This window comes from Brevibacillus sp. MER 51, from assembly GCF_023714195.1.
GTDB lineage: Bacteria > Bacillota > Bacilli > Brevibacillales > Brevibacillaceae > Brevibacillus.
The window spans coordinates 326,646-341,095 of the sequence record NZ_JAMAUS010000003.1 but is presented as its reverse complement, the minus strand read 5'-3'; the positions used below and the strand labels follow the sequence as shown (position 1 = coordinate 341,095).

14 protein-coding genes are annotated in these 14,450 nt (G+C 47.6%); all 14 read right to left on the bottom strand.

Annotated features, from left to right (window positions below; all coding sequences use genetic code 11):
• Positions 1 to 15 precede the first annotated feature (15 nt).
• Positions 16 to 1,800, bottom strand: a complete 1,785-nt coding sequence (locus M3630_RS08765) for an ATP-binding protein (RefSeq protein WP_251251845.1) — start codon at positions 1,798 to 1,800, stop codon at positions 16 to 18.
• 1 nt (position 1,801) lies between these two features.
• Positions 1,802 to 2,518 carry a response regulator transcription factor gene (locus tag M3630_RS08760; RefSeq protein ID WP_012686105.1) on the bottom strand — a complete coding sequence of 239 codons (717 nt, stop codon included), beginning with the start codon at positions 2,516 to 2,518 and terminating at the stop codon, positions 1,802 to 1,804.
• An 88-nt stretch (positions 2,519 to 2,606) separates the two neighbouring features.
• Positions 2,607 to 3,836 (bottom strand): c-type cytochrome biogenesis protein CcsB, encoded by a 1,230-nt coding sequence (gene ccsB, locus M3630_RS08755; RefSeq protein ID WP_251251844.1) that lies wholly within the window; start codon positions 3,834 to 3,836, stop codon positions 2,607 to 2,609.
• 24 nt (positions 3,837 to 3,860) lie between these two features.
• A complete protein-coding gene (gene resB / locus M3630_RS08750) occupies positions 3,861 to 5,495 on the bottom strand; it encodes a cytochrome c biogenesis protein ResB (RefSeq protein WP_251251960.1) in 1,635 nt (544 codons plus the stop codon).
• A 13-nt stretch (positions 5,496 to 5,508) separates the two neighbouring features.
• Positions 5,509 to 6,033, bottom strand: coding sequence for a thiol-disulfide oxidoreductase ResA (resA, locus tag M3630_RS08745; protein ID WP_173609549.1), 525 nt, complete (start codon positions 6,031 to 6,033; stop codon positions 5,509 to 5,511).
• A 108-nt stretch (positions 6,034 to 6,141) separates the two neighbouring features.
• Complete coding sequence (locus M3630_RS08740; protein ID WP_251251843.1) at positions 6,142 to 6,891, bottom strand: pseudouridine synthase; 750 nt, start codon at positions 6,889 to 6,891, stop codon at positions 6,142 to 6,144.
• A 114-nt stretch (positions 6,892 to 7,005) separates the two neighbouring features.
• Positions 7,006 to 7,539, bottom strand: a complete 534-nt coding sequence (locus M3630_RS08735; RefSeq protein WP_251251842.1) for a spore maturation protein — start codon at positions 7,537 to 7,539, stop codon at positions 7,006 to 7,008.
• An 11-nt stretch (positions 7,540 to 7,550) separates the two neighbouring features.
• Positions 7,551 to 8,141 (bottom strand): nucleoside recognition domain-containing protein, encoded by a 591-nt coding sequence (locus M3630_RS08730; RefSeq protein ID WP_173609551.1) that lies wholly within the window; start codon positions 8,139 to 8,141, stop codon positions 7,551 to 7,553.
• Entirely contained in the window at positions 8,134 to 9,303 is a 1,170-nt protein-coding gene (locus tag M3630_RS08725; RefSeq protein WP_251251841.1) for a D-alanyl-D-alanine carboxypeptidase family protein, read from the bottom strand. Before M3630_RS08725 ends, M3630_RS08730 begins: the two co-directional genes overlap by 8 nt.
• Before the next feature lie 144 nt (positions 9,304 to 9,447).
• Positions 9,448 to 10,032, bottom strand: a complete 585-nt coding sequence (gene scpB, locus M3630_RS08720) for an SMC-Scp complex subunit ScpB (RefSeq protein WP_016739982.1) — start codon at positions 10,030 to 10,032, stop codon at positions 9,448 to 9,450.
• Positions 10,022 to 10,786: a segregation/condensation protein A gene (locus tag M3630_RS08715; RefSeq protein ID WP_251251840.1), complete on the bottom strand. Its 765-nt coding sequence runs from the start codon at positions 10,784 to 10,786 to the stop codon at positions 10,022 to 10,024. The genes scpB and M3630_RS08715 overlap by 11 nt, the downstream gene beginning before the upstream one ends.
• Before the next feature lie 19 nt (positions 10,787 to 10,805).
• Positions 10,806 to 11,474 carry a site-2 protease family protein gene (locus tag M3630_RS08710; RefSeq protein ID WP_251251839.1) on the bottom strand — a complete coding sequence of 223 codons (669 nt, stop codon included), beginning with the start codon at positions 11,472 to 11,474 and terminating at the stop codon, positions 10,806 to 10,808.
• Positions 11,475 to 11,657: 183 nt separating this feature from the next.
• Positions 11,658 to 12,086 (bottom strand): peptidylprolyl isomerase, encoded by a 429-nt coding sequence (locus M3630_RS08705; protein WP_173609555.1) that lies wholly within the window; start codon positions 12,084 to 12,086, stop codon positions 11,658 to 11,660.
• A 67-nt stretch (positions 12,087 to 12,153) separates the two neighbouring features.
• Entirely contained in the window at positions 12,154 to 14,427 is a 2,274-nt protein-coding gene (locus M3630_RS08700; protein ID WP_251251838.1) for a GGDEF domain-containing protein, read from the bottom strand.
• Positions 14,428 to 14,450 lie beyond the last annotated feature (23 nt).

Below are 14,450 nucleotides of genomic sequence, written 5' to 3'. Positions count from 1 at the left end.
TTTCTCTCTACACTCCTATTTGTTTTTATGCAGCATCAAGGCGATTGTAAATGTCGTTCCCTCACCCAGTTTACTTTGCACACTGATAGTGCCCCCGTGTGCCTCGACAAGGTTTTTCGCGATGGCTAGTCCAAGGCCAGTTCCGCCTAGTCGTCCACGTGTGCGAGCCTTGTCAGCTTTATAAAACCGTTCAAAAACAAACGGCAAATCTTCTTGTGGAATGCCACTGCCTGTATCGCTTATCTCAACCAGCAATGTTTTATCCCCGCGAGCCCGAATGGTGACGCTTCCTCCACTTGGTGTATGTCGCAGCGCATTATCGATCAAGTTCGTTAGCACTTGCTCCATGCGATCAGGATCAATGAATACATGGGTATGCGTCGTCGATATTTCAAGGAAGAGATGGATTTCGCGTTCTCTCGCCAAATTGGTGAATTTACGTTGAATGCGCTCCAAATACGGACGCAGTTCCATCGTCTCCTGGAACAACTCAACATGCCCCGCTTCCATCCGTGCCAAACTGAGCAATTCATTCACCAGCTTGGTCATACGCGCTGACTCGTCATAGATGATCTGGGCCAATTCTTTATGCTCTTCCGGTGTTGCCACAATATCATCCACAATCGCTTCACTGTACCCTTGCAACATGGATAGAGGTGTTCGCAGCTCATGGGATACGTTCGCCACGAAATCATTGCGCATCTTATCCAGCTTACGCTCCTGCGTGATGTCTCGAAGAACTGCGACAGCACCTCGGATTTGATCCCGATCATTCAAAGGTACCATGACAACCGACCATATGCGTCCTTGAACAGGGATATCTTCTGTCACTTCCTGTCCGGTTTGCAAAACCTGCTGATAGAACGGGAACAGCGGCACAGGCTCATCCGAATGCTCGAAATCCCAATCTCGCAAAAATCGTTCCGCTGGCGGATTCGTTACAGCCAGCTTCCCGTTCGCATCTATCATCACAACACCATCTACCATGCTTCTAAGAACGCTCGCCAGCTGCTCCTTCTCTTTGGACAGTGCATCGACTAACTGATTGAGCTTGCTTGCCATCGTGTTAAACGAAGCCGCCAGTTCACCAGTCTCGTCTTGGGTCCTGATCGGGATTTCAGCATGAAAGTCCCCTTCCGCAATGCGATGCGCCGTTTCTTTCATCTGACGTAATGGAGTCGCAATACGCGATGAAAGGAAAAAGGCGAATACAGTGGTAGAAACAAATCCGATGACGCCAACCACAAAGATTAAAAATCTGACTTCCCTAACCGTATCATCAAAATCTTCAATCGCCTGATACATGACCACTGCACCCGTTTTCCCTGCTGCCATTTCTAAAGGAACAGCGACCGCGAGAAGTTCATGCTTGTTATTTGTATGATCGGCCGAATTATTCACATCAATATAGATCGTTTTGGGTGCAGGATGCTTGCCCGCCAGCGCATCAGACAAACGCAATGCAGGATTTTGGAGCAATTGCTCAACCGGAATACGAGGGAGTCCAGCCCCCTCGCTCATACCGACTTGCTTGCCTTTTTCATCGAGAATGACCATGCCCGTATGATGGACCAAACCAAACCTGGAAGCCATCTCCATAGCGGCAGTCATATCTGGACTCTGCGCCAAACCGACTGCGATCCCATCTGCCAAATCGTGCAAATTCTTGGACTGCCGATTGCTATAAAAGCTGTCAAAGGATTGAACGAGCAACAAACTGAAGATCGTCAAAACAAGAGCAAATAAGGCAATAATGGTCATCCATAGCTTTCCGACTACACTGCGAAAAATAACGTCCACTTTACTTAGGCACCTCTAGCTTGTATCCGACGCCCCAAACCGTGGCGATCATATTGGCTGCTTGTGGAGAAACACGGTTCAATTTTTCGCGGAGACGCTTGATATGCGTATCCACCGTACGCAAATCGCCAAAGAACTCGTAGTGCCACACATCTTTCAGCAGCTCTTCACGCGTAAAGACTTTATCCGGCGACAATGCCAAGTAGTGCAAAAGCTCATACTCTTTTGGAGTCAGGCTCACCTCTTGGCCACTGGCGATGACCTTGTGTGCATCGTGGTCAATGGTCAGTTCCGGGAAAACAAGGACGGAATGACTGTTGAATGTCTCTGTCTTCAAATAAGCTGTCGCGGAAGAACGGCGAAGAATCGCTTTTACCCGGTACATGACCTCACGCGGGCTGAACGGTTTCACAACATAATCGTCTACCCCTGCCTCAAACCCGTGAACGCGGTTCGTTTCTTCCCCTTTTGCCGTCAGCATAATAATAGGGGTTGCCTTGAATTCACGAACACGCTGGCATACCTCGATCCCGTCCATTCCTGGCAGCATCAAGTCGAGCAAAATGATATCATAGTCACTTCCCACAGCCATTTCGACTGCTTGCTCTCCGTTATCTGCTTCATCAATCAGGAAGTTTTCTCTTTCCAAGTACATTTTCAGTAGTCTGCGAATGCGTTCTTCATCATCCACCACGAGTATACGTGCCATTTTTTCCATCTGGAACACCTCTTGCTCTCATAATATCGTAAAACCGTTAGAAGATAGTCCAAAAAGCTGGTGGTATAACCAGCTTTTTGAGGAAATTCTACACCCCAGCGTAAGAGTGCAAACCAGCAATGACCAAATTGACCACGACCAGTGTAATCAAAATAATGACAAACCCGATGACGGACATCCATGCTGATTTTGCACCGATCCAGCCTCTGGATAGACGCAAGTGCAAGTATACACTGTAGAAAAGCCAGACAACTAATGCCCATACTTCCTTCGGGTCCCACCCCCAGAATCGTCCCCACGCCTCTTCTGCCCAAATCATCGCAAAGATAAGGGCTCCGAGAGTAAACACTGGATATCCGATACTGATTGCTCGATAACTGATCTCATCCAGAAGCTCAGGATCGACGCTTTCAACCGAAGGCTTGATAGCAGCCCCTAATCGTTTTCGGAAAATCAAACGCAATCCGCCATACAGAATTACCCCTGTAAGGATCGACCACAGCATCGTATTCAATTTCCGTGCAGCGTCTTTTCCTTCCATCCAGGTAGGTGCCTCAAAGAGTGGTGACATTGGCCCTTCCTTGATGATGGTTGAATCAGCAGGTGCAACAATTGCAGGCAGGATGTACTCCACTTTCGGTTTTACCTTTTGTCCCGCTGCATTCATTTCTTCTTTCTTCATCTCGAATACCGTCTTTTGATCCATACGAGCAAAGGTAGAATCCATTAAAATGAATCCAACGAGCATCAGGACCACAGCCAGCACAATCTCCAACCATTTCGTACTTTTCGTGGAAATATGCTGCGGAACGGTACGGATCAAATACATGAGACCCGCTGCAAAACCAACCGCTAAAATCCCTTCACCCAGGGCTGCAGTTGTCACGTGAATGTGCAGCCAGTAGCTCTGCAAAGACGGAATCAGTGGGGTGATTTCCTTCGGGAATACGTATGAGTACGCGAGCATGATTACCCCAAGCGGAAGAACGAACGCCCCAATGGAGGTCAGCTTGTAAATCCGGTAAATAATTAAGTAGGCCAGGATAATACAGTAATCCAAGAATGCCATAAACTCAAACATGTTACTCGTCGGGCTATGGCCGCCGGCAATCCAGCGAGCAACCACATACCCTGTTTGCGCCACAAAACCGACAACGGCTAACCAATACGCAATCCGTCCATAGCGATTTTCATGTTGTTTGGGATCACGCCCTGCCCAGTTTTTACCCGTCACGGCTACAGCGAAGACGATAGACGAGATCACGTAGAGCAGAAACGCGATATCCAATAACCAGTCACTCAGTTGAATGAGCTGCACGTTGTTAGTACCCCCTTTGAAGCTTTAGGCCTTGGCCTTCGTTTTATCTTCTATCGTGACTGGGAGCTCCGCTTGTTTAACCAGCCCGTCTACTTCCCTGCGAAGACCGAACCAGTTTTTATTCGTATGGGCCGCTACCAAGATACTTCCCTCTTGGGTCTGTACCCAAACCCGGCGATGCTGCCAGAACACACCGATTGCAACGCCCGCAAGGAAAATGAATGAACCGAAATAAATCAGTGGCAATGCTTTGTCCACCCGTACATTCAGCCCTGCAATATCGATTAAATCAGGCATTTTGATGTCGAGGCCGTAACGAGGATCATTTTTCTGTGTAAGAATGGTTCCTTCAAGATATACCAATTTTTCGTTGTACTTGCCATTGTCTCCAATGAGTTCCAATGCGACCATCGGATTTTTAGGCAAATTGGTTTTCGTCGCAGGCTTCCCGTCTTTTCCCATTATAAAATCGGGGAAGTAATCCAAAATCCGTACCGTGAACCCATCCGCAATGGTTTGCTCGGGCTGTGGATTGTACAGATCAATTTTGATAAGGCCGATTTCTTTTTTATTGTTTTTCAAATCGACCACTGTAAAATTGAGCGCTCCAAGCTGCATCTCTTGCACGCCGCTCTGATAAATGTAGAGGCTGTCCTGCTCCATCGGATGATTCACGACGATCGGCCCCTTCTGTACTTCTACCAAATCCGGCTTTTTTCCTGGAACGTCAGCGCTTTTATTTTCATACAAAATGGCATCTGTCTGGTAGCTCTTCACGATGGCTCCGCCCTTAAGCTCCAGTTGCTCCGGCATTTCTTCTTCCGACCAATACTCTGTCGTGTAGTTCTCGTTTTTTATGTAGTAAGGGGTATTCGGAATCGCCATTGTTTGTCCCTCACGCACCCAGACGTACTCGTCCAAGTAAAAGCCAGGCAGGCTTCGCATTAAGGTACCAACCAAAAACAAAATCAATCCAATGTGATTAATGTAAGGACCCCAACGGCTAAAACGGCCTTTTTCAGCCATAATCGCTCGCTCCGTGCGGAAAATGCGGTATCCTTTTTCTTTCAATGCCAGAGCGGAGGCGTCCAGTATTGCTTCCTGATTGGCGTCTGGAGCAAGCTCACCCTCTGCAAACAGCTTTTGCCCTTTCAAGAAGGACTTGTGCTGGTTCAATCTCGGCTTCTTTAACGCTTTATACAGCGGTACTACGCGGTCCAGACTACAGATAACCAAAGATGTACCGAGCATAACCAGAAGCGTCACAAACCACCAGGACGAGTACATATTGTGAAATCCAAGGCCGTAAAAAATCGTTCCAAGCGTACCATATGTTTCCGTATAAAAGCGGGCAACATCTGCTTCTGTCGGTACGGGTACTGGTATGTACATTTGCTGCGGAAAGATGGTTCCGACTGCGGACGCCACCAAAATGACAATAATGATACCGATTGCAATTTTGACCGAAGAAAAAAAGTTCCAGACTCGGTCGATTACCCTCGTGTTATTCGTTTGAGAACGTCTTGCCATTCCTTCATAACGCATGTCAGGAAACGATGTCTGCTCGTGGACTTCCACGTTCAAAGGCTTCCCGCAAGACTCACAGAGCAGCGTCCCAACCGGGTTGGTATGACCGCATTCGCATTTTCGCTGATCCATCATTGCTCCTCACTTACGGCAAGATTTTTGTTACTTTTGACTCAATCATGGCTTCATCCAATTGCCCGATAAATACTTCCTGCACTTCTCCATCTGGGTCGATGAAAAAGGTCGTCGGAATCGGACCAATTCGATACAGCTTTGTAATTTCCGATTGGCGATCAAGCAAAATAGGGAAGTCAATCTCGAACTGCTTTACGAATGGTTCTACGGCAACTGGCGATTCTCCGATATTGACGCCAATTACAACCAATCCCTTATCTTTAAACTTCGTATATTGCTTTTGCAATGCCGGCATTTCTTCCTTACAGGGTTCACACCATGTGCCCCAGAAATTGAGGATAACGCCTTTCCCTTTCAAACTTTCCAGAGCCAGCTCTGGTCCATTCAATTGTTCCAAACTAAAATTCGGAGCATCGCTACCTACTTTCACAGCACCGGGGTCCTTCACAAAGCTGGAATAGAGTGCAAAGACCAGCGCCACAAGCAAAACACCCAATACCGCGATCCTGACATATGTACGATTGCTTTTGTTCATGAGGCCTTACTCCCATCTACTGCTAATAAATTGCATCCTTTTCCCATTCTATTATAGCGTTCCTCGTTTTTCCGACAGCGCACAACTTATGAACAGATTTTGAACGAATCAATGTTTCGCGCGCGGGCTCCTTTTCTTTTGAACCAAGCCCCGCTTCAAGCTCTCCACTTCCTCATGAGTGAGCTTGCGAAATTCGCCAGGCTTCAGTCCATCTAATGTAAGAAATCCTAAACGGATTCGCTCCAATGTCAACACCGGATGACCGATCGCCTCACACATTCTGCGTACTTGGCGATTTCGTCCTTCATGTATGGTCAGTTCTACCAACGCTCTTTGACTGCTAGACTCTGTCTTTAGCAATTTAGACTGACCGGGAGAAGTCATGCCGTCTTCCAAACGAATGCCGGTTGCTAGCTTGCGCACTTTTTCCTGACTGGGGATTCCCTTTACCCATGCCCGATACACTTTATCGATTTCATAGCTTGGATGTGCCAGCCTGTTGGCGAGCTCCCCGTCGTTCGTCAAGAGCAGCAAGCCGGAAGTATCATAATCCAAGCGACCTACTGGATATACCCGTTCTTTAATTCCCTTCAACAGATCGATCACTACCCGTCTGCCGCGCGGGTCTGTGACGCTGGTAATGACACCAGTAGGCTTGTACAACAAGAGATAGACATGTTGCTCCAGCTTAACCGGCTGTCCATTCACCACAATTTTGTCCTTGAGCGGATCGACTTTTATTCCCTGCTCTCGTACGATTTGGCCATTTACCTGCACCTTGCCTTGCGCAATCAATTCTTCACAATGGCGACGAGAGGCGACTCCAGCATGCGCCAATACTTTCTGTAAACGTTCCATCGTTGGTTCACCTCTACAACATCATACCCATTCTTACTAGTGTGGACAAGAAAAAGGGAAAAACTTCCCCATATCCATGAGGAAGTTTTCAAAGCCTACTCTATTTGAGCTCTTTTAAGCGAAAATGTAGGAGACAATGAGCAGCGAAAATATGACACCTGCCAGATCTGACCACAAGCCTACTTTTAGTGCATAAGCAGAATTGCGAATACCAACTGCGCCAAAATAAACGGTTAGGACATACAGAGTCGTATCTGTACTCCCTTGCATAGTAGCGGCCAATCTGCCCAAAAAAGAATCGGGACCGTACTGCGCGATCAGATCTGTTGCAATCGCAAGCGAGCCTGTTCCCGTCAACGGACGAAGCAACGCCAACGGGACCAGTTCTTCCGGAAAATGCAGCAGGTCTAGCAGCGGCTTGAGCGCGCGAAGCAGTAGATCCAACGCTCCTGATTCCCGAAACATACTCACCGCGACCATCATGGCAATCAGGTGCGGGAGTATGCGAATGGTAGTGGTTAAGCCGCCTTTTGCTCCATCTACAAACGTCTCGTAGACGGGGACTTGTCTCCGCCACCCATACAACAAGACAAAGGCAATCGTAACGGGAATGGCCCAAAGAGAGAGCAGGGATACCCATTGGTACATAAGGACTCCCCCTATCTGTGTCTTCGTATATGTCGATAACGGTACATGCGATCAATCAACAGCGCGACAATCGTGGCGGCAAAGGAAGATAACAGCGTAGTCCCTACGATTTCAACGGGATTCACGGAGCCATACTGCATGCGGATTGCGATCATGGTTGTAGGAATAATCGTTATGCTCGCCGTATTGATCGCCAGCAGTGTACACATGGCAGCCGAAGCGTTTTGCTTGTCTGGATTCAGCTTTTGGAGTTCTTCCATCGCTTTCAGCCCCATCGGCGTTGCTGCATTACCTAGCCCGAGCAGGTTTGCACTCATATTTGAGAGGATATACCCCATAGCAGGATGCCCTTTTGGAACATCGGGAAAAAGGACTTGAATGATCGGTGACAATGCCCGCGCCAATAGTTCAAGGAGTCCTGACTTTTCAGCAATCCGCATCATTCCCATCCAAAAGGCGAGAACACTGAGAAGTCCGAGACAAACCGTTACTCCCGTCTTGGCTCCCTCAAACGCTGCTGCGTTGATCGCTTCCATCCGCCCCGTCACGGCCGCAACGACAATGCTAATGACAATGAGCCCGAGCCAGATGACATTAAGCACTCCACAGCCCCCCTGACACTATTCCCCAAAACTGCTGCCACATTGAGCGTGAAGCTTGCGGGGCTGCAGAAGTCGGCGCATCCACACGAACCAGCAACGGAACCTGCCCAATCATCTTTTCCTTTAAATAGAGCTGAAGAAATCCAGCCAGTTGACCATCCATTTTCGATGTCACCGTTGATTCTCCCATAACGACACGCTTGTGAATCGCCTCTGTTTCTGCCGTTTGCAGTGGATATTGAAATGTGTTTGTTGTGACAAGATGAGTTCCTGCTTCAAATGTGACTGGCGTTTCAGGCTTTACCTCCTGCCCTTTCTTGACCAACTCTTGTAGCGGATAATTTGCGAAGCCCCAGTCCATCAGCTTGGCGGAGTCGTTCCAGTCATCAGAAGCATTCAGAGTAATTGTCGCCAGCTGTCTTCCGTTCCTTGTGGCAGAGGAAGCCAGGCAGCGCTTCGCGAGTTTGGTGTATCCCGTTTTCACACCATCAGCACCGTTGTAAAGGTGAAGCATCTTGTTTTTGTTCAGTAAGCGCCGGTCCCATTGTTCGCCTTCCCACGAAATATCCTTGACTTTCGTTGAGACGATTTGACGAAACACCGGATTATGCAAGGCATAGGCGGACAGCTTTGCCATATCTTCCGGAGTGGAGTAATGCTGGTCACTGTCATCTAAACCATGCGGATTGGTGAAATTCGTATGCTCCATTCCAATCATTGCAGCCTTTTCATTCATTAAGTAAGTGAATCCGGGCACTGATCCTCCGATGTGGGTAGCGATGGTGACGGCTGCGTCATTGCCAGATCGCAGCATCAAACCGTACAGCAGTTCTTCCAGCGTGAGCTTCTCTCCATTTTTCAAGTAGATGGATGAGCCTTCTACACCTACTGCTTGTGGCGGTACCGTTACCTGTGCATCCAATTTGCCCATCTCGATTGCTACGATTGCTGTCATCGTTTTGGTCAGACTCGCAATCCTCATTTTTTTCGTACCATTTTTGGAATAAAGAATCCGTCCACTCTCGACATCGATTAGTGCTGCACCTTCAGCAGACAAGCCAGGTGGAGCTGCAGCAGCCTTTACCACCAGTGCCGGCGTAAAAGTCATCTGTATAATAAGAAAAACGACGAGTACGCCGGACAGATATTTTCGGATGTTCATAAACGTCCTCCCCATTTGAAAACTTGGACTCATCCTTGCCTATAAGGCAAGAGAAAAGCCGTCGTTATACCACGATACACAGGTTTGTACCATAGTATATGGGGACGAGTCGTATGATAGTACGAAAAACTGTCCGGGCTGTAACTAGTCGTTTGTCGCTTCTTCTGCTTTTCCGAATAGCGCTGATGCTTCAAGACGCGCTTCTTCAATATCAAGATTGACAGGCGGTTCTGGCAAATCCCCCAGTTCCCGTAAACCAAAATGCTCCAAAAACTCTTTGGTGGTCGCGTACAAAATGGGGCGTCCGATCCCCTCTGCTCTCCCCGCTTCACGAATGAGTTGCTTGGATAAGAGGGTGTTCAGTGCTTTTTCGCATTTAACGCCACGGATCTCTTCAATCTCCGAACGGGTCAGGGGCTGCTTGTACGCAACAATGGCGAGTGTCTCCAACGCTGCTTGGGATAGCGTTGACTGACCTGGTGATGTTGCTAACCGTTCAAAATAGGGCACATGCTCGGGCAGAGTGGTCAGCTGATACGCTTTTGCCACTTCCACGATTTGAATACCGCGTCCTGCCCGGCGGAAGTCAGCTTTCATGTCTTCGATCAAGTCGATGACCTCTTCTTCCGACACCTCAGTGATTTCACTGATTTCTTTGGCATCGATTCCTTCATCACCCGAGATGAACAGCAAGCCCTCGATTACGCCTTTCAGCTTGTCATAGTCCATCAGTGTGGGCTCCTTCCGTTGCGTTTTCACATATGATGATGTCTTGAAACAATTGATTTTGTACACACGTAATGTGCTTAGCCTTCATAAGCTCAAGCAAGGCGAGAAAGGTCGTCACAATCTCTGTACGCGTCGCCCCTTGCGTAAACAACTCAGAAAAGCGAACCATCCCACCGCTGCGTACCGCTTGGCGTATCTCTGTCATTCGATCCTTGATGGAGATTTCGTCGCGCGATACCTTGGTCATCGGTTCTTTTTCTTTCGTTTTCTTTACCAGCTTTTCCAGCGCGTTGATCAAATCGTAGAGGGTCACATTTGATACCGTATGATCCTCTTCACGCACATAAGGAGACAAATTCTCTGCGGGACGTGTAAAGACTTGATTACGACCGATTTCCATTTCTCGCAGGTTCTCGGCAAGCATCTTATAGCGCTTGTACTCCAACAGACGCGCAACCAGTTCTTCACGCGGGTCTATCTCGTCTACATCCATATCGAGGAACTGCTGAAAGACATGCTCCTCCTTTTTGGGTAACAGCATCTTGCTTTTAATAGAGAGGAGCGTAGCCGCCATCACTACGAACTCACTGGCCACATCCAGTTGGAGCTCTTGCATCTTGTCAATCGTCGCGAGGTATTGCTCCGTAATTTCCGCTATCGGTATGTCGTAGATGTCCACCTCAGCCTTGTCGATCAGATGGAGCAACAGATCGAGTGGTCCCTCAAAGGAATCAAGTTTGATGCTGTAAGCCAAAAGTCGTCCCTCGTTTCCGTTAGATGAACACGCTTAAGATACTACTTCCAATTCGTTGGACCAATTCCAGGGCAATCCCATGGGGAATACCAAAAATGATTGTGCTGACCCCCGGAATAAAGATGAGTAATAGGAGAATCCACGGCCCGTAGACTTCATAATTGTAAAACTTTCCATCCCAACTTCGCGGAGACAAAAATCGCAGTATTTTGTAACCGTCCAATGGCGGAATCGGCAACAGGTTGAAAATAAAAAGAGCTGTATTGATCAAAACAGAAAATCGTAGTGTCATATCAATTGCGTAAGCCACTTTTTCATGCATTCCTACTAGTACTCCGGATTTAATTACTACGAAATACACCATGTAAAACAATACCGCGAGTATCAGGTTAATGAGTGGACCTGCAAATGAAACGTAAACAATCCCTAATCGCTTGTTCCCACGGAAATGCAGAGGATTAATCGGCACTGGTCTCGCCCAACCAAATGGACCAAACAAAATGAGAATCAAGCCGAACGGATCAATATGCGGGATTGGATTTAAAGTTAAGCGGCCCTCCGATTTCGCCGTATTGTCACCCAGCTTCCAAGCGACAAAGGCATGCGCCCATTCATGCAAAGTGAAAGCGATAACGAACGCAATTAAGCGAAACGGTACCGTTTTCCAATCAAAGTGAAAAAGATCCATTGCTTCCTCCAATCATGCGCGTTCAAAAAGTCATCTTTTTGAACAACCCCTGATAAAAATCGTCTATCTTCTAGCATACCAGCAGATAGATAGGCTTACAACCCCAATCCAGCTTGACCCAGCATGTAGCCTGACGAAAAAACACCGACAAGGATTCCCTCATCGGTGTTCATTCAACTTCTATTATCCTACTTTTACTGTACCCATTTTATCGCCTTGTTTGATTGCATCAACGTGTTCCAAACCGGAAGTGACGCGACCAAATACGGTATGTACGCCATCGAGGTGAGGGAAAGAATCGTAGCAGATGAAGAATTGGCTTCCGCCTGTGTCTTTTCCTGCGTGTGCCATGGACAGGTAACCGCGCAGATGCTTATGTGGGTTTCCTTTTGTTTCACATTTGATGGTGTAACCAGGACCGCCTGTTCCTGTTCCGTAAGGGCATCCGCCTTGTGCTACGAAGCCAGGGATAACGCGGTGGAAGGACAGACCGTTGTAGAAGCCTTCGTTAGCCAATTTCTCAAAGTTTGCAACTGTGCCCGGAGCTTCTTGATCGAACAGCTCCAGCTCGATTTGGTTACCATTTTCCATGGTGATGAGCGCCTTTTTCATATGTTGACCTCCATACCTTGTAAAGTTAACGTACCCATTCTACCATGGAGATCGATTGACGTCCAATTTATCCCTCGATGCGGATCTGCTCTTCGCCAGGCAACTCACAGTCGGTAATAAAAACAGTCCCCGCCTTCGCTTTTGCCACCATTTTCACGTAAGCAGCCTTCTCTGCAACTTGTTCCGCACTAGTGTACTTCCCTGCGTAAAGGACGACACCTGCCATCGACATCGAGAGCTCCTGACCGTCCCCCATTCTGCGCTTTTCATAAATGTCCGAAAAGTATAGCGTAAAAGCATCCATGATAAACAAAACTACATCATTCGCACACTGCGCCGTCGTAATCAGAATAAAATCATCTCCGCCAATATGACCGATGAAGTCAGTCCCGCTTCCGTACCATTTCGAGGCTTCCCGCAACAAATTCGCGGTTCGAACAATGATCTGATCACCCACTTCAAACCCATAGCGGTCATTAAACCATTTGAAACGGTCGAGATCACAGTAGATGACCACCTGATGATCATACCGTTTTAGCCGTTGGTTCAATTCTCTTTCAATCTGCACATTTCCCGGCAATCCTGTCAGTGGATTGGCTGAGCTCGCCATCTCGAGTTTAATGGAAGCCATTTTATCCAACAGCTTCTGCACAGTAACGATACCGATGTACTCCCCTTTCTCATCAATAATAATGACCACATCATACAAATGATAAGCATCTCTGGCCATCGCCCGCTTCGCTACCTCATCCAGCTTGTCGTCTTTGGTAGCTTTGAGCGGGTTGGTATTCATGATTTGAGAAACGGGTCTTTCATAGTACAGTGCGATTCCGTATTGACCACCGAGAATCTGATACAGAGAAAACCTCATGACAAGTCCTACCGGTATGCCGTTCTCCAGCACAACCACGCTTTCAATTCGCTGATTTTGCTCGAAAAACTCATGGATGCGTCTTACTTTCACGTGCTTTTCAACACTGATCGTCTTCGCCAAGATTTCCGTCATAGCGGGAGTGGGCAGTATTGGCACTGCTTCTTGCTCAATCCGCTTTTCCATCGTAAAACGCAGAAAGTTCATCGCCTTTCCACATAGCTGCGCCATTCCTTTGTCCGGCTTGCCTAAATAGTAACCCTGTCCGTAGATGACACCGACGTCCATGAGCGTTTCCAGCTCACGCTCTGTCTCGATTCCTTCTGCTATGATTTTGCAGTTCACTTTGTCAGCAAAGGATACAAACGTCTCCAACAACGCCTGCTTTATCGGATCGACATCGATGTTACGAATCAAGGACATGTCGAGCTTAATAAAGTCCGGGTAGATTTCTGTAATCGATTCCAAGCTGGAATACCCTGCTCCTGCATCATCTACGGCGATCATATATCCTTGCTTGCGATACTCCTCAATGATTTTTCGAAAGACAGCGTAATTCGTGATCGCATGACGCTCTGTAATTTCAAAAACAATGTTTTGTGGCGTCAACTCATACTCTGCCAAAAGCATCTGCACTTTGCCACGCAACAGAAACGGATCGTCAATCGCCCGTGGGTCCAAATTAATGAATAGTTTTTCATGAGGCTTCAGGTAGCGTATATGCTCCAATGCCCGCTTGCGACATATATGCTCCAAACGAAACACCGTATCCGTCTCTTGGGCATAATTGAACAAGGCTGCGGGAGTTGCAAAAAGACTGTTGACCGGTCCGCGTGCCAGTGCCTCCCACCCCAATGCTTCGCCATTTGGCAAATGAATGATCGGCATGAAGTGCATCTGAACGTTTTCCTCTGCAAGCAGCTTGTGAAATTGTCTAATGTGTGCATATTTTTCGGAGGTAATCCCATACTTGGCCATATGTACAGCATGTTTGACAGAGGTATACATCTCTTTCACGATATCTTCCCCGATGATTTCCGAAAAGCCGATATGGACACGAAGCTCCTCGCGATTAACGAAGCTCACTTGTCGATTTAACTGTCCTTCAGCCAGCTCCTGAAAATGAATGGATAGCATTTGGCAGTCTTCTTCACTCATCATTTTCGAAAAGGAAGTGTAGATGGCAAAATCATCGCCCCACAGCTTTTGAATCGCGATGATTCTCCCTTTGATTTCAAATGCTTGACGAGCGACAGCTGGCAAAATGCTTTCGAATATATGAAGAACTCTCTTGGCGCTCGTATCACCATAACGATGCTCTACCTCTGTCAGCTTGACGATATCTATATAAAACATGACGACTTTCTTCTCTCTCTCCACTTCTTGCCGAATCATCGCCTTCATCCATTGACGTTTGTCCAATGAAATATAGGGTATTCGTCGAAACCGCTTCATAAGAGTCGACAACATGATGAATCGCTCCCCCTCACCCT